General features: G+C 69.5%; 13 protein-coding genes and 1 riboswitch. Of the genes, 6 read left to right on the top strand and 7 right to left on the bottom strand.

The window, feature by feature from the left end:
* Positions 1-83: 83 nt before the first annotated feature.
* From ABZ845_RS06215 to ABZ845_RS06190, 6 genes are all read right to left on the bottom strand, one after another.
* On the bottom strand, positions 84-1,103 hold the full coding sequence (locus tag ABZ845_RS06215; protein ID WP_360973519.1) for a ribonucleotide-diphosphate reductase subunit beta: 1,020 nt from the start codon (positions 1,101-1,103) through the stop codon (positions 84-86).
* Positions 1,103-3,481 (bottom strand): ribonucleoside-diphosphate reductase subunit alpha, encoded by a 2,379-nt coding sequence (locus ABZ845_RS06210; RefSeq protein WP_360973517.1) that lies wholly within the window; start codon positions 3,479-3,481, stop codon positions 1,103-1,105. Before ABZ845_RS06210 ends, ABZ845_RS06215 begins: the two co-directional genes overlap by 1 nt.
* A 124-nt stretch (positions 3,482-3,605) precedes the next feature.
* Positions 3,606-3,759: riboswitch (cobalamin riboswitch) on the bottom strand.
* 45 nt (positions 3,760-3,804) lie between these two features.
* Positions 3,805-4,311 (bottom strand): GNAT family N-acetyltransferase, encoded by a 507-nt coding sequence (locus ABZ845_RS06205; RefSeq protein WP_360973515.1) that lies wholly within the window; start codon positions 4,309-4,311, stop codon positions 3,805-3,807.
* 391 nt (positions 4,312-4,702) lie between these two features.
* On the bottom strand, positions 4,703-6,334 hold the full coding sequence (gene mctP / locus ABZ845_RS06200) for a monocarboxylate uptake permease MctP (RefSeq protein ID WP_360973513.1): 1,632 nt from the start codon (positions 6,332-6,334) through the stop codon (positions 4,703-4,705).
* Positions 6,331-6,597, bottom strand: coding sequence for a DUF3311 domain-containing protein (locus ABZ845_RS06195; protein ID WP_360973511.1), 267 nt, complete (start codon positions 6,595-6,597; stop codon positions 6,331-6,333). Before ABZ845_RS06195 ends, mctP begins: the two co-directional genes overlap by 4 nt.
* A 161-nt stretch (positions 6,598-6,758) precedes the next feature.
* Complete coding sequence (locus ABZ845_RS06190; protein ID WP_360973509.1) at positions 6,759-7,523, bottom strand: GntR family transcriptional regulator; 765 nt, start codon at positions 7,521-7,523, stop codon at positions 6,759-6,761.
* A gap of 423 nt (positions 7,524-7,946) precedes the next feature.
* On the opposite strand from ABZ845_RS06190, the gene ABZ845_RS06185 reads away from it, so the two are divergent.
* From ABZ845_RS06185 to ABZ845_RS06170, 4 genes are all read left to right on the top strand, one after another.
* On the top strand, positions 7,947-9,227 hold the full coding sequence (locus ABZ845_RS06185; protein ID WP_360973507.1) for an extracellular solute-binding protein: 1,281 nt from the start codon (positions 7,947-7,949) through the stop codon (positions 9,225-9,227).
* Between the two features lie 168 nt (positions 9,228-9,395).
* Positions 9,396-10,382 carry a sugar ABC transporter permease gene (locus ABZ845_RS06180; protein ID WP_360973505.1) on the top strand — a complete coding sequence of 329 codons (987 nt, stop codon included), beginning with the start codon at positions 9,396-9,398 and terminating at the stop codon, positions 10,380-10,382.
* Complete coding sequence (locus ABZ845_RS06175) at positions 10,379-11,239, top strand: carbohydrate ABC transporter permease (RefSeq protein ID WP_360973503.1); 861 nt, start codon at positions 10,379-10,381, stop codon at positions 11,237-11,239. The genes ABZ845_RS06180 and ABZ845_RS06175 overlap by 4 nt, the downstream gene beginning before the upstream one ends.
* Positions 11,240-11,247: 8 nt before the next feature.
* Complete coding sequence (locus ABZ845_RS06170) at positions 11,248-12,741, top strand: glycoside hydrolase family 3 protein (protein WP_360973501.1); 1,494 nt, start codon at positions 11,248-11,250, stop codon at positions 12,739-12,741.
* A 72-nt stretch (positions 12,742-12,813) separates the two neighbouring features.
* Here the strand turns inward: ABZ845_RS06170 and nagB are convergent, their stop codons facing one another.
* Positions 12,814-13,599, bottom strand: a complete 786-nt coding sequence (gene nagB, locus ABZ845_RS06165) for a glucosamine-6-phosphate deaminase (RefSeq protein WP_360973499.1) — start codon at positions 13,597-13,599, stop codon at positions 12,814-12,816.
* Positions 13,600-13,759: 160 nt separating this feature from the next.
* Here nagB and ABZ845_RS06160 point away from each other — a divergent pair, with 160 nt between their 5' ends.
* Together ABZ845_RS06160 and ABZ845_RS06155 are read left to right on the top strand one after the other, a co-directional pair.
* On the top strand, positions 13,760-14,494 hold the full coding sequence (locus tag ABZ845_RS06160) for a TetR/AcrR family transcriptional regulator (RefSeq protein ID WP_360973497.1): 735 nt from the start codon (positions 13,760-13,762) through the stop codon (positions 14,492-14,494).
* 422 nt (positions 14,495-14,916) lie between these two features.
* Positions 14,917-16,392: a PAS domain-containing sensor histidine kinase gene (locus ABZ845_RS06155; protein ID WP_360973495.1), complete on the top strand. Its 1,476-nt coding sequence runs from the start codon at positions 14,917-14,919 to the stop codon at positions 16,390-16,392.
* The last annotated feature ends 24 nt before the right edge of the window (positions 16,393-16,416 follow it).

Raw genomic sequence — 16,416 nt, 5'->3', positions numbered from 1 at the left:
CAACGCACGGACGGCGCACGATCGGGCGGCTTGCGAGCCCCTGAGCGTGCGCCGTCCGGCTTCAGTCCGGTCCCGGCCCGGCCTCAGAAGTCCTCGTCCAGGTCGACGGTGCCCTCCACCGCCACCTGGTACGCGGACGGACGCCGCTCGAAGAAGTTGGTGAGCTCCTGAACCCCCTGCAGTTCCATGAAGGAGAAGGGGTTCTCCGAGCCGTACACCGGGGCGAAGCCGAGCCGTGTGAGGCGCTGGTCGGCGACGCACTCCAGGTACTGCCGCATCGACTCGGTGTTCATGCCCGGCAGACCGTCACCGCACAGGTCTCGCGCGAACTGCAGCTCCGCCTGCACGGCCTCCTTCAGCATGTCGGTGACCTGCTGCTGCAGTTCGTCGTCGAAGAGCTCCGGCTCCTCCTTGCGGACGGTGTCCACCACGTCGAACGCGAACGACATGTGCATCGTCTCGTCGCGGAACACCCAGTTGGTGCCGGTGGCCAGACCGTGCAGCAGGCCCCGGCTGCGGAACCAGTAGACGTACGCGAAGGCACCGTAGAAGAACAGGCCCTCGATGCACGCGGCGAAGCAGATCAGGTTCAGCAGGAAGCGGCGCCGGTCGGCCTTGGACTCCAGCCGCTCCAGCTTCTCCACCGCGTCCATCCACTTGAAGCAGAACCCGGCCTTCTCGCGGATGGAGGGGATGTTCTCCACGGCAGCGAACGCGGCGGCCCGGTCCTCCGGGTCGGGGAGGTAGGTGTCCAGAAGCGTCAGATAGAACTGGACGTGCACGGCCTCCTCGAACAGCTGGCGCGACAGGTACAGGCGCGCCTCCGGGGAGTTGATGTGCTTGTACAGCGTCAGTACCAGGTTGTTCGCGACGATCGAGTCACCCGTCGCGAAGAAGGCCACCAGACGGCCGATCAGATGCTGCTCGGCCGGCGTCAGCTTGGCGAGGTCGGCCACGTCCGAGTGGAGGTCGACCTCCTCCACGGTCCAGGTGTTCTTGATCGCGTCCCGGTAGCGCTCGTAGAAGTCGGGGTAGCGCATCGGGCGGAGGGTCAGCTCGAAGCCCGGGTCCAGGAGGTTGGTGTTACGGGTGGTGCTGGTCATTACTGGCAGGCCTCGCAGGACTCGGGGTTCTCAAGAGAGCAGGCGACCGCGTCGGGGTCGGCGATCTGCTGCACGGGGACGGTGGCGGGGGCCTGCGCCCGGGCCGCGCGGGCGATGCGGGTCGCCGGGCGTGAGCGCAGGTAGTACGTCGTCTTCAGGCCCTGCTTCCAGGCGTACGCGTACATCGAGGAGAGCTTGCCGATGGTCGGCGTCTCCAGGAAGAGGTTCAGGGACTGGGACTGGTCCAGGAACGGCGTCCGGGCCGCGGCCATGTCGATCAGACCGCGCTGCGGGATCTCCCACGCCGTGCGGTACAGCCGCCGCACGTCCTCGGGGATCCAGCGGAACTCCTGCACCGAGCCGTTCGCGTCGCGCAGCGCCTCGCGGGTGCGGGCGTCCCACACGCCCAGCTCCTTCAGCTCCCGCACCAGGTAGGAGTTGACCTGGAGGAACTCACCGGACAGCGTCTCGCGCTTGAACAGGTTGGAGACCTGCGGCTCGATGCATTCGTACACGCCCGCGATGGAGGCGATGGTGGCGGTCGGGGCAATGGCCAGCAGCAGCGAGTTGCGCATGCCGACCGAGGCGACCCGCTCACGCAGGGCGGCCCAGCGCTCCGGCCAGGCCAGTTCGACGCCGTAGTGGTCGGGGTGCAGCACGCCCCGGGCGGTGCGGGTCTTCTCCCAGGCCGGCAGCGGGCCGTTGCGCTCGGCGAGGTCGGTGGACGCCTCGTACGCGGCGAGCATGATGCGTTCGGCGATCCGGCTGGACAGGGCCTTCGCCTCGGGGGAGTCGAACGGCAGGCGCAGCTTGAAGAAGACGTCCTGCAGACCCATGGCGCCCAGGCCCACGGGACGCCACTTGGCGTTGGAGCGGCCCGCCTGCTCGGTCGGGTAGAAGTTGATGTCGACGACCCGGTCGAGGAAGGTGACGGCGGTGCGGACGGTGTCGTCCAGCCGCTCCCAGTCCAGGCCGCCGCGTGCCGTGTCGACGAACGCGCCGAGGTTGACGGACCCCAGATTGCAGACCGCCGTCTCCCCGTCGTCCGTGACCTCCAGGATCTCGGTACAAAGGTTCGAGGAGTGGACGACGCGGCCCGGCTCGGCCGTCTGGTTGGCGGTGCGGTTGGCGGCGTCCTTGAACGTCATCCAGCCGTTGCCGGTCTGTGCGAGCGTGCGCATCATGCGGCCGTACAGGTCCCGGGCGGGCATCGTCTTCTTCGCCAGGCCCGCCGCCTCCGCCCTGCGGTACGCGGCGTCGAACTCCTCGCCCCACAGGTCGACCAGTTCGGGCACGTCGGACGGCGAGAACAGCGACCACTGCCCGTCGCTGTCGACCCGGCGCATGAACTCGTCCGGGATCCAGTGCGCGAGGTTGAGGTTGTGCGTACGGCGGGCGTCCTCACCCGTGTTGTCGCGCAGCTCCAGGAACTCCTCGATGTCGGAGTGCCAGGTCTCCAGGTAGACGGCGGCGGCGCCCTTGCGGCGGCCACCCTGGTTCACGGCGGCGACGGAGGCGTCCAGGGTCTTCAGGAACGGCACGATGCCGTTGGAGTGCCCGTTGGTGCCGCGGATGAGGGAGCCGCGCGAGCGGATGCGCGAGTACGAGAGCCCGATGCCGCCGGCGTGCTTGGAGAGGCGGGCGACCTGGTGGTAGCGGTCGTAGATGGAGTCCAGCTCGTCCTTGGGCGAGTCGAGGAGGTAGCAGGACGACATCTGCGGGTGCCGCGTACCGGAGTTGAAGAGGGTGGGGGAGGAGGGCAGGTAATCGAGGCGGCTCATGAGCCCGTAGAGGGCCGCCACCTCGTCGGCAGCCCGCGCGGTGTCGTCCTCGGCGAGCCCGGCGGCCACCCGCAGCATGAAGTGCTGGGGCGTCTCGATGACCTTGCGGGTGATCGGGTGCCGGAGCAGATAGCGGCTGTGCAGGGTGCGCAGGCCGAAGTAGCCGAAGCGGTCGTCGGCGGCCGGGTCGATCATCGCGTCGAGCCGCGCGCCGTGCAGCCGTACGAACTCGGCGGTGCGGTCGGCGATGAGCCCCTCGCGGTGCCCGACCGTGATGGAGGCGGTGAAGGACGTGACCCCCTGCGAGGCGGCCTCTGCGCGGATACCGATCGTCAGCAGCCGCGCCGCCAGCTTCGAGTAGGCGGGGTCCTCGGAGATGAGGCCGGCGGCCGCCTCGGTGGCCAGCTCGCGCAGTTCCGCCTCGTCCGCGTGCGCGGAACGGCCGCGCAGGGCGGCTGCGGCGACCCGTCCGGGGTCCGCGTCGGGGAGGTCGGCGGTCAGCTCGGTCAGGATGCGCAGCAGCGCGGCACCGGGACCGTCCATCCCGTCGGTCTCGACCTGGGTCGCTGAAGCCGGATCGGCTGGCGCGATGGTCACGTGGGGCTCTCCCTCGCTCGGCACGGGGGCCTGGCGGAGGGCAGGGGGCAGCTCGCGAGCGCACGCGGCGTCGCGTCCACCAGCCCACTCCACGAGGCCCGGACGTCACGCGCCCGAGGCCGGACGGCCGGGGCGCGCTGTCTACAGGTCCTCGGACTGACTCTCGTGGGCGTCCTGGATGAGGGCACGCACGAGTACACCGTTGCGGGACAGTTCCGGATTCGCACCGGATTCCCCTGTGGCGACAGCGAGCATGAGCATACATCTTGTGCCGGGTAGCGGTGGCACCCCCAGATGTTGTGCCGTGTCGGCTTCGGAGCGTGTCAGAGCGTCAACTCATAGGTGAGCAGTACGAGGTCCGTGAGGTGCGGGACGGGGCTCCAGCCGCGCTCGGGAGTGCGGGTGAAACCGAGACGTTCATAGATGCGGTGGGCGGCGTGCATGGACCGCTGGGTGGACAGTACGACCCGCCCGCAGCCGGGCACGCTGCGGGCACGGTCGAGGCAGGCGCGCACGAGCGCCTCGCCGACGCCATGCCCGCGGCCCGTGTGGGCGACGGCGAGCATCCGTATCTCGGCTTCCCCGGGTCCGGCGATGTCGGCCATGGGCCCGACGCCCGGCACGAAGGTCACCCCGCCGAGCAGCCGCGCGTGCTCCACGGCGACCAGCACCTCGGCCGAGGCCGCCCGCTTGGCCACGTCCCTCAGCTCGCCGAGGTAGAAGTCATCCTCCCCGAAGTCGAGCAGCCCGTCCCGGAGGTAGGCCTGAGCGGTGATCTCCCCAAGGGCCTCGTACTCGCCGGCTTCCACCTGCCGGATGACGATATCCATGCCCCCGAGTGTCCCCGACCCACACGGCAACGGACCGCCGATTCTCCCAACGCCCCGCCCGACAACAGCACGGCCCCACAGGCACGACCGCACCGTGAGCACCCCTGACAGGGACGCGAGGAACTGCACAATCCCCACGACGCACCGGCGGGTACGAACGCACCGTGGGGACGCCTGATGGGGGCGCGGGGAACTGCGCAAATCCCACGACGCACCGGCGGGTACGAATGCACCGTGGGGACGCCTGATGGGGGCGCGGGGAACTGCGCAAATCCCACGACGCACCGGCAGGTACGAACGCACCGTGGGGACGCCCGAGGGGGGCGCGGGGAACTGCGCAATCCCCACGACGCACCCGCAGGCGACAACGCCCGACCCCCGCGCCGAGCGCCTACAGCGGCGCCGTCCCCGCGGTCGCCGGAGGCAACTCCACCTGAACCTCCGGATCACCCGCATCCGCGGTGTAGTCCTCCGGCCTGGTCTCGTCCAGACCCTCCGGCGCCTTCACCGCCTTGAAGACGAACGTCAGCACCACCGAGACCACGAGGTTCATCACGAACGCCGTCAGCCCGATGTACCCGACCTCGCCGATCCCCGGGATCTCCTTGGCCGAGCCGCCGAAGTGGCTCTGGGTCGCGGAGGCGACGCCGTACGCGGCGTACGTGCCGTACACCATGCCGACCGCCCAGCCCGCGAGCAGCGCCCAGCGGTGGAACCACCGGGTGAACAGCCCGCCGACCAGCGCGGGGAAGGTCTGGAGGATCCATATCCCGCCGAGCAGCTGGAAGTTGATGGCCACCGTCTTGTCCATGGTGAGGACGAAGACCAGGGCGCCCACCTTCACCAGCAGGGACACGAGCTTTGAGACCTTGGTCTCCTCCGCGGCCGTGGCGTCCGGATTGATGAAGTCCTTGTAGATGTTGCGCGTGAACAGGTTCGCGGCGGCGATGGACATGATGGCCGCCGGAACCAGCGCGCCGATGCCGATCGCCGCGAAGGCCACGCCCGTGAACCAGTCGGGGAACATGTCCTCGAACAGCTGCGGGATGGCCAGCTGCCCGTTCTGCACCTTCACACCGGCGGCGATCGCCATGATGCCGAGCAGCGCCAGCAGGCCCAGCATCAGCGAGTACAGCGGCAGGATGGTGGTGTTGCGGCGGATCACCTCACGTTTGCGGGAGGACAGCGTCGCCGTGATCGAGTGCGGGTACATGAACAGCGCGAGCGCCGACCCCAGCGCGAGCGTGGCGTAGGTCCACTGGTTCGCCTCCGCGGGGACGAGGGCCCCGCGCGGTTTCCCGGTGGCCGGGTTGACCTGGCTGAGCGCGTGGCCCGCCTTGGAGAAGATGTCGTCGAACCCGCCGAGCTTGATCGGGATGTAGATGATCGCCACCGCTATGACGATGTAGATCAGCGCGTCCTTCACGAACGCGATCAGCGCGGGCGCGCGCAGACCGGAAGAGTAGGTGTACGCGGCAAGCACGCCGAACGCGATCAGCAGCGGCAGGTCCTTCACGAACCAGTTGGTGCTGGTGCCGCCGCCCACGCCCATCACGTCCAGCACCGACTGGATGCCGACGAGCTGGAGCGCGATGTACGGCATCGTCGCCAGGATTCCGGTGAGCGCCACGGCCAGCGACAGGCCCCGGGAGCCGAAACGGCCGCGCACGAAGTCCGAGGTGGTCACGTATCCGTGCCGGTGCGACACCGACCACAGGCGGGGCAGGAACGTGAAGATGATCGGGTAGACCAGGACGGTGTACGGCACCGCGAAGAACCCCGCCGCGCCCGCCGCGTAGATCGCCGCCGGGACGGCCACGAAGGTGTAGGCCGTGTACAGGTCGCCGCCGAGCAGGAACCAGGTGACCCAAGTGCCGAAGGACCGTCCGCCCAGCCCCCATTCGTCGAGGCTGTGCTCGTTCGTGGCCTTGCGCCAGCGGGCCGCCAGGAAGCCCATGACGGAGACGGCCAGGAAGAAGAAGATGAAGACGCCGAGCGCGACGCCGTTGACGCCGTCCTTCATTCCGCCGCACCTCCCTTCCGGTTGCCGCGGGAGCGCTGGTCGCGCTGCCACAGCACGTAGGCGGTCACCGTCAGCGCCGTGGAGACCGGCACCCACAGCAGCTGGTACCAGTAGAAGAACGGGATGCCGATGAGCGCGGGGCCGGCCTTGGCGTAGGAGCCGACCCACAGCAGTGCGACGAAGGGTGCTACGAGGCAGAGGGCGATGACGACGCGCGCGGGCGTCACCACCGCCGATCTGGACATATCCGGCTGATGTGGCATCTGGCGGCTCCGTCCCCTCAGTGATCACCGATGTAACGCGCAGGCAATCTAGGTGACGCCGTCACGAAAACGGAAGTCCTCGTCCGCAGATCGATGACGATCCGTGAGAGCGGTGGGAACCCTGCCCCGTTCGCGGGTGGTCCGCTCCGGGACGGAACGGGTCATTCCTGTGGGCGCTTGAGCCGTGCCACGAACTTGTACCGGTCGCCGCGGTACACCGACCGCACCCACTCCACCGGCTTGCCCTCCCGGTCCAGCGAGTGCCGGGACAGCATCAGCATCGGCAGGCCCACGTCCGTGCCGAGCAGCCCCGCCTCGCGCGGCGTGGCGAGCGAGGTCTCGATGGTCTCCTCGGCCTCCGCGAGATGGACGTCGTAGACCTCCGCGAGCGCGGTGTACAGGGACGTGTACTTGACCAGACTCCGGCGCAGTGCCGGGAAGCGCTTGGCGGAGAGATGCGTCGTCTCTATCGCCATCGGCTCGCCGCTCGCCAGCCGCAGCCGCTCGATGCGCAGCACCCGGCCGCCGGCCGAGATGTCGAGCAGCCCGGCGAGGGTGTCGTCGGCGGTGATGTAGCCGATGTCCAGCAGCTGCGAGGTCGGCTCCAGGCCCTGGGCCCGCATGTCCTCCGTGTACGAGGTGAGTTGCAGCGCCTGCGACACCTTCGGCTTGGCGACGAACGTGCCCTTGCCCTGAATGCGCTCCAGGCGCCCCTCCACGACCAGCTCCTGAAGGGCCTGGCGGACGGTCGTGCGCGAGGTGTCGAACTCCGCGGCCAGCGTGCGCTCGGGCGGTACCGGTGTACCGGGCGGCAGCGTCTCCGTCATCTCCAGAAGATGCTTCTTCAGACGGTAGTACTTCGGCACACGCGCGGTGCGGACGGTCGGCCCGCCCTCGTTCTCCGCACTGCTGACGTCGCTGCTCATGCCCCGCCTTTCCGGCTCCTGATGCCGAAGCGACCGGCACGGCACCGGTCACGGCTCACATCGTGGCACGGCTTCACGTGGAGGGCCCACATGCTCCGCGATCCCCGGCCCCGCGGCCGGGAATCCCCTCTGTATACCCGCGCCCGCTCCCGCTGGTCTAGTCCACCGGGCCGAAGTGGTCCAGTCGGGTGGGGCGGAAGTGGTCCACCCGATTTCGCTGGGTTCCTACTTAAAGGTCCTTGCATATGTAGGTCCCATAACGGACGCCCTGAGCGTGGTGAACTCCCTTGACAGGCCTATTGGTCTGGGCCAAGCTGCCCGCACTGGTCTACACCATTGGTCCAGGTCCCGGCCCCACGAGCGGTACGCGCGTCAGTCGCCGCGGGGACAAGGGGGGTTGGTGGCATCCCTGAGGAGGGTGGCGTGAAGCGCAAGCTGATAGCGGCGATCGGTGTCGCGGGCATGATGGTCTCCATCGCGGCGTGCGGGGGCAGCGGCAAGGCCGGGTCGGACAAGGGGGCGGACGCCAAGGAACTCACCGTCTGGCTGACGGTCGACGCCCAGAACAACTGGCCCGCCCTGGTGAAGGCCGCCGACGACGCGGTGGCGAAGAAGCACCCCGGACTCAAGATCAAGCACGAGTACTACGGCTGGCCGGACAAGAACACCAAGCTGGACGCGGTCCTTGCCACCGACAAGGCGCCGGACGTGGTCGAGATGGGCAACACCGAGATGCTCGGCTACATGGTCAAGGGCGCCTTCGCCCCCGTCGACCCGGCCAAGTTCGACAACTCCGGGCAGTGGCTCGACGGCCTCAAGTCCTCGGTGACGTACGACGGCAAGACCTACGGCGTCCCCTACTACGCCGGCGGCCGAGTCGCCAACTGGCGCAAGGACGTGGCCGCGTCGGCCGGTATCAAGTCGACGCCGAAGACGTACGACGAGCTGACCGCCGACCTGGACAAGATCCAGAAGAAGGAGGGCTCGACGTTCAACGCCTGGTACCAGCCCACCCGCGACTGGTACGCGGCCATGTCCTTCGTCTACGACGCGGGCGGCTCGATCGCCAAGCAGGAGGGCGGCCAGTGGAAGGCCGACCTCTCCTCGCCGGAGTCCCTCAAGGGGCTGAACGCGTTCAAGGAGATCGTCGACAAGTACATGCACGGCGACAAGACCAAGGACGAGTCGGACCGGTACATCGTCTACGGCCAGGGCAAGTCCGCCATGATCTTCGGCGCCGCCTGGGAGGGCGCGACCGCCGCAGACCCCAAGAACGACAAGACCGGCAAGCTGAAGGACAACCTGGAGAACTTCGTGATGCCCGGCCCCTCGGGCAAGAACATCCCGGTGTTCCTGGGCGGCTCGGACCTCGCGGTCCCGGTGAAGTCCAAGGCGCAGTCGCTGGCCGCCGAGTGGATCAACGCGTTCACGGGCTCCGAGGGCCAGAAGGGCCTGATCGCCAAGGGCAACCTGCCCAACAACAAGACCGACCTCGCCACGCTGAAGAGCGACCCGGCGACGGCGGTACCGGCCACCGCCGCCGAGTCCAGCTGGTTCGTCCCGATGGCACCGGGCTGGGGCCAGGTGGAGAAGGCGCAGGTTCTGCAGACCATGCTGCAGGACATCGGCACCGGCAAGAAGTCGGTCGAGGCCGCCGCGAAGGACGCGGACGCCGCCATCGACAAGGTCATCAACACGAAGTGAGCCGAATGCGGGGCCTGTCTCCCGTCCACCTGCGGGTGACGGGCCCCGCTTCCGTACGGCCGGGCGACGGCTCCTCCGCGTGCGGGCGTACGGGGTTTCGCCTGCGTACGACCTACGACCGTGCGGGGTCTCGCCCTCGTACGACCTGAGGGACCCAAGGAGCGCGCGATGAGTGCCGCAGACACCACCACCCCCGCCAAGGTGCCGCCGCCGCGGGCCGCCCCGCCCCCGGCGCTCGCCGGCCGACGGGGCAGAGCGCGGACGCCGGGCGCGGGCGCCGTCCCCTGGGCGCTGCTCGCCCCTTGTCTGCTGATCCTCGCCCTGGTGATGGGCTATCCGCTGGTCCGACTGGTCACGCTCTCCTTCCAGAAGTTCGGCCAGTCGCAGCTGTGGGGCTTCCAGCCCGCGGAGCCGGCCGGCTTCGCCAACTTCACCGAGGTGCTCGGGGACGGGGAGTTCTGGGCGGTCGTGCTGCGCACGATCGTCTTCGCAGCCGGCTCGGTGATCTTCACCATGGTCATCGGCATGCTGGTCGCACTGCTGCTCCAACGGGTCTCCGCCTGGGTGAGGACACTGGTCAACATCGTGCTGGTGGCCAGCTGGGGCATGCCGGTCATCGTCGCGACCACGGTCTTCAAGTGGCTCTTCGACTCGGACTACGGCGTCTTGAACGCGCTGCTCAGCAAGCTGCCCGGGGTCGATCTGATCGGCCACAACTGGTTCGCGAGCGGGCCGCAGGGCCTGGCCGTGATCATGCTCCTGGTGGTCTGGGGCGCCGTACCGTTCGTGGTCATCACACTCGGCGCGGGTCTCACCCAGGTGCCCAAGGAGCTTCAGGAGGCGGCCCGGCTCGACGGAGCGGGGCCCTGGGGCGTCTTCCGCTTTGTGACGCTGCCGATCCTCAAGCCGGTCATCGTGATGCTCACGACCCTCTCCGTCATCTGGGACATGGGTGTCTTCCCGCAGGTCTTCGTGATGCGCGGCGGTCACCCCGAGGCCGAGTTCCAGCTGCTCACCACGTACTCGTACGACAAGGCCTTCGTGGTCAACGACTACGGACAGGGTTCCGCGATCGCACTGATCACCGTGTTGCTGCTGTTCGGCGTCGTCGCCGTCTACATGCGTCAGATGCTGAAGATCGGAGAGGTGGAATGAGCGCGACGGCCCTTTCCGGCCGCACCGCGGCCCGCCGCCGGGGGAGGTCCCGGCTCGGCTGGAACCTTCTCGGCCTGCTCGTCTTCGTCACCGCGGGCTTCCCCGCCTACTGGATGGCCGACACGGCCTTCAAACCCGCGAAGGACGCCATCGACCCGGACCCGAGCCTGCTGCCCACGGGCATCACCCTGGACAACTTCCGCCGGGCGCTGGACATCGCGGACTTCTGGGGGCCGGTGGGCCGCAGCCTGATCGTGTCGCTGTCGGTGGTCGCGATCGGCATCGTGGTCGGCATACTGGCGGCGCTCGCCATCTCCCGCTTCGCCTTCCGCGGCCGGAAGGCCGTGATCGTGGGCATCCTGGCGGTCCAGATGGTGCCCCTCGTCGCCATGATCATTCCTGTCTTCCTGCTCCTCAACGACCTGGGGCAGTACGACAGGCTGTCCGGCCTGATCCTCACCTATCTGACCTTCATCCTCCCCTTCACGGTGTGGACGCTGCGGGGCTTCATCGTCAACATCCCGCGCGAACTGGAGGAGGCCGCGATGGTGGACGGCTGCTCGCGCACCGGCGCCTTCCTGCGGGTCGTCTTCCCGCTGCTCGCCCCCGGGCTCGTCGCCACCTCGGTCTACGGATTCATCCAGGCGTGGAACGAATACCTCTACGCCCTGATGCTGATGAGCCAGGAGAACCAGACCGCGACCGTCTGGCTCGGCAACTTCACCACCAAGCACGGCACCGAATACGCCCCGATGATGGCCGGCGCCACGATGATGGCTGTACCGATCGTCGTGCTCTTCCTCCTCGTCCAGCGCAAGATGGCCGCGGGTCTCACCGCGGGCGCCGTGAAGGGATGACGCCCCTGATGACGACCTTCGCCAGCGGTACCGACACCCTGACGCGCGACGCGCTGACGGTCCTCCAGCCCGGCTTCACCGGCACCACCGCCCCCGACTGGCTGCTGCGCCACCTCGGCGAGGGGCTGGCGTCCGTGGGCCTGTTCGGCCGGAACATCGACTCGACCGAGCAGCTCACCGCCCTGACCGCCCAGTTGCGTGCCGAGCGGGACGATGTCCTCGTCGCGATCGACGAGGAGGGCGGCGATGTCACCCGGCTGGAGGTGAGGTGCGGATCCTCCTTCCCGGGCAACAACGCCCTGGGGGCGGTGGACGATGTGGACCTGACCCGCCAGGTGGCCCACGAACTCGGACGGCGGCTCGCGGAGTGCGGAGTGAACCTCAACTGGGCCCCCTCGGCCGACGTCAACTCCAACCCCGCGAACCCGGTCATCGGCGTACGTTCCTTCGGGGCCGACACGGGCCTGGTGGCCCGGCACACCGCCGCCTACGTCAGGGGCCTGCAGTCGGCGGGCGTCGCGGCCTGCACCAAGCACTTCCCCGGACACGGCGACACGGCGGTCGACTCCCACCATGCCCTGCCACGCATCGACGCGGCCCCTTCGGTGCTCCAGGAGCGTGAACTCGTCCCGTTCCGCGCGGCCGTGGAGGCGGGCACCAAAGCGGTGATGAGCGCGCACATCCTGGTCCCGGCCCTGGACCCCGACCGTCCGGCCACACTCTCCCGGCGCATCCTGACCGACCTGCTGCGCGGCGAACTCGGCTACGACGGCCTGATCGTCACCGATGGCATGGAGATGCGGGCCATCGCCGGGACGTACGGCATCGAGCGCGGCAGCGTGCTCGCCATCGCGGCCGGGGCGGACGCCATCTGCGTGGGCGGTGGCCTCGCGGACGACGAGACGGTACGACGCCTGAGGGACGCCCTCGTCACGGCCGTACGGTCGGGTGAACTGGCCGAGGAGCGGCTGGCCGCGGCGGCGCAGCGAGTGCGGGACCTGGCTCGGTGGACCGCGTCGGCAAACGCGCGAGGTACCGGCGCGCAGCCGTCCGCCGGAACCGATGTCGGTCTGCTGGCGGCCCGGCGCGCGCTGACGGTCACCGGGGCGGAGGGCTTCACCCCGCTCACCCGGCCGCCCTACGTCGTGGCGTTCACCCCCGTCGCGAACATCGCGGTGGGCGACGAGACCCCTTGGGGTCTGGCGGCGGAACTGTCCCGGCTGCTCCCCGGCACCGGGACGGGCAGCTTCGCCGGTCAGGACGCGGGGCGCGAGGCGCTGGAGGCGGCCGGGGCCCGGCGGATCGTCGCGGTGGTCCGCGACGAGCACCGCCACCCCTGGATGGCCGCGGCCCTCGGCACGCTCCTGCGGGAACGCCCGGACACTGTCGTGGTCGAGATGGGCGTCCCGCGGGCCGCTCCCCGTGGTGCCCTGCACATCGCCACGCACGGGGCGGCGCGGGTGTGCGGGCGCGCGGCGGCGGAGGTCATCGCGGGCGCGTGAGCGGGTCCGGTGCGGCGAAGCCGCCGGCCGCTCTTCCGGGAGCGGCCGGCAACCCCGTCCGCGCAAGGATCCCTATATGCCCTGCCAGCCGGGCTTGTTGGCGTAGGTGTGGCGGAAGTAGCCGGCGAGCTTCAGCTTGGAGGCCGCGGCCTCGTCCACGACGACCGTCGCATGCGGGTGGAGCTGGAGCGCCGAGGCCGGGCAGACCGCGGCGACCGGGCCCTCGACCGTCGCGGCGACGGCATCGGCCTTGCCCTCGCCGGTGGCGAGGAGCACCAGATGCCGTGCCTCCAGGATGGTCCCGATGCCCTGGGTGATCACATGATGCGGCACCTGGTCCATGTCGCCGCCGAAGAACCGCGCGTTGTCGACCCGGGTCTGCTCGGTCAGCGTCTTGATCCGGGTGCGCGAGGCGAGCGAGGAGCAGGGCTCGTTGAACCCGATGTGCCCGTCGGTGCCGATGCCGAGCAGCTGGAGGTCCACCCCGCCCGCCGCGGCGAGCGCCCTGTCGTATGCCTCGCACGCCGCCGGCACGTCCTCGGCGGTGCCGTCCGGCCCCATGAACGCCCCCATGCCGATGCCGAGCGGCTCCAGCACCTCACGGCGGAGCACCGAACGGTACGACTCCGGATGGTCGGCCGGCAGCCCCACGTACTCGTCGAGCTGGGCGATCCTCGCACGCGAGGTGTCCACGGCGCCCGCGCGGACCCTGGCCGCCAGCGCCTCGTAGATGGGCAGCGGGGTCGACCCGGTGGCCACGCCGAGCAGGGCATCGGGCTTGCGCCGAAGCAGCTGCGCCATGGCCTCGGCGATCAGCTCGCCACCCGCCTTGGCATCCGGAACGATGACAACTTCCACGCTGGGCCTGCCGATCTGAAGAGGGCTCGCAGGGGAACCGGAGGGACATCACGTGTGGTATAGACCAATCTAGCAGAAGCGGCCGCCGCGGAGGTGCCGTGCAAAAGAAGCTACTACGGCCCGCTGACATTTCTCTAGCGCTCGCTATAAAATCCACCCCATGGTGAACAGGCGGGAGCAGGAAGTGCGATCCGTGCCCGGACCTTCGGCCGGGGAGGGGCCGGACAACGGCCGTCCGGCCCCCTCCCCGGCCCCTCCCCGGCCGCGTGGCCGCCCCCGCTCCTTCGACCGGGCCACCGCGCTCGAGAAGGCCGTCATGGCCTTCTGGGAGCGCGGGTACGAGGCCACATCCGTCTCCGACCTCACCCGGGTCATGGGCATCGGCGCCCCCAGCCTGTACGCGGCGTTCGGCGACAAACGGTCGCTGTTCGAGGAGGTCGTCGCCGTCTACGACGAGCGTTACGGGTCCTTCGGCGACCGCGCCCTCGCCGAGGAGCCCACGGCCCGCGACGCCTTCCGCCGGATGCTCCGTGAGGCCGCCTCCCTGTACACGGCCCCCGGACGTCCGCACGGCTGCCTCGTCCTCCATGCCGCCACCAACTGCGCGACCCCCGAGGTGGAAGAGTCCCTGCGGGCCCGGCGCAACGCGCACATCGCCGCCTACGAGGCCAGGATCAGAGCCGGTGCCGCTGCGGGCGAACTGCCCGCCGGTACCGACGCCCGTGCTCTCGCCCGGTACACCGGCGCGGTCATCCAGGGCATGTCCCAGCAGGCGCGCGACGGGGCCGGCCGGGAAGAGCTGGAGGCACTCGCGGACATCGCCATGGCGATCTGGCCCCCGGCGGGGGCCGAAGGAGGCTACGCTGCGCGTGAGCCGACGGCGGACGTCCGATAAAGAGACAACAACAAACATCCGCCAACGCATGGACACATGCCGCCGGACGCAGGAACATGGTTCATGGATGTGGTCTAGTCCATGATGCGCGGGCGCAGGGACGCCGACGCACTGGGTAAAATCGGTAAAGCCTTCTCGCTCCACCGGCGAGAGGACGCGACGCATACACACAGACTTCCGCCTTCCCCGCACAGGAAGGCGGACCGAGGATCCGGCGCTCTCTGCCCTGACCGCTCCGGCTCCTCGGCCTTCGGCCGACCGGGACCGCACACCCCACGGCCGTTGCTGCTCCGGGCTGCGGTGCCGGGAGGGTTGAGGGTCCCTCTCAGGCGCCGCGGCCCGCGGGTGTTTTCGGGGGAGTGCCGGGTCGGCCACCTGGCCTGTTTCGATCGGTGTCCGAACCCCCGGGTACTCTCGCTGACGTGCCCTCCATGAACGAACTGGTCCGCCAGCACACCGACCTCAGCGACTCCGACCTGGAGTGGCTGCATCTGCTGGTGTCGGAGTGGCAGCTGCTCTCCGACCTCTCTTTCGCGGACCTGGTTCTGTGGGTGCCCACACGCGACGGCGCGCGGTACGTGTCGATCGCCCAGATGCGCCCCAACACCGGCCCCACCTCGTACCAGGACGACATGGTCGGCCATCTCGTCCCCCGCGGCCGGCGCCCGATGCTGGACGCGGCGCTCGACGAGGGGCGGATCGTGCGCGAGGGCGACCCCGAGTGGCGTGAGGAGGTCCCGGTCCGGGTCGAGTCCATCCCGGTGCGCCGCGAGGGCCGCGTCCTCGCCGTCATCGCGCGCAACACCAATCTGCTGACCGTGCGGACCCCGAGCCGTCTTGAGCTGACGTATCTCCAGAGTGCCTCCGACCTCGCCCAGATGATCGCGGCCGGAGCGTTCCCCTTCCCCGGCCAGCAGGTCGACATGGATGCCTCACCGCGTGTCGGTGACGGGCTGATGAGGCTGGACGCTGACGGTGTCGTCCAGTACGCGTCGCCGAACGGACTCTCGGCGTATCACCGTCTGGGTCTCGCCTCCGACCTGGTCGGCCAGCACCTCGGCAGGACCACGGCCGAACTCGCCCCGACCAGGGGTCCGGTCGACGAGGCGCTGGTCAAGGTGGCCAGCGGCTGGGCGCCGCGCGAGTTCGAGATCGAGGCCAACGACGGGGTGATCCAGTTCCGGGCGATCCCCCTCAAGCCCAAGGGCACGCGCATCGGTTCGCTCGTCCTGCTCCGGGACGTCACGGAACTGCGGCGCCGCGAACGCGAGTTGATCACCAAGGACGCGACCATCCGGGAGATCCACCACCGGGTCAAGAACAACCTCCAGACGGTGGCCGCCCTGCTCCGCCTCCAGGCTCGTCGTATCGGGTCCGAGCGCGGCCGGGAGGCCCTGGAGGAGGCCGTACGGCGGGTCGGCTCGATCGCCATCGTGCATGAGACGCTGTCTCAGAACCTGGACGAGCGGGTGGACTTCGACGAGATCGCCGACCGGGTGCTCGCGATGGTCGCCGAGATCTCGCCCGGCTCGGTCACCGGCCACCGCAGCGGCTGCTTCGGCATCCTGGACGCCGAGATCGCGACCCCGCTGTCCATGGTGCTGACCGAGATCCTGCAGAACGCCCTGGAACACGGCTTCCGTCAGGGCGACACCGGCGCGGTCGAGGTCTCGGCGGTCCGCGGCGGCACGACGAAGGAGGAGCGCCTCCTGGTCACCGTCCAGGACAACGGGGTCGGTCTGCCCGAAGGCTTCGATCCGCACACGGCGGGCAACCTCGGTCTGCAGATCGTACGGACGCTGGTGGAGGGCGAGTTGGGCGGCACCTTCGACATGGTCCCCGCCCCGGAGCGCGGCACTCGGGTCATCCTGGACATTCCGGTCCGCTCGCAGAAGTGATCCCACCGCGCGGGGCGGGGACAT

It is taken from the genome of Streptomyces sp. NPDC047022, assembly GCF_040644155.1.
Lineage (GTDB): Bacteria > Actinomycetota > Actinomycetes > Streptomycetales > Streptomycetaceae > Streptomyces.
This window is presented reverse-complemented; position numbering and strand designations above follow the sequence as displayed.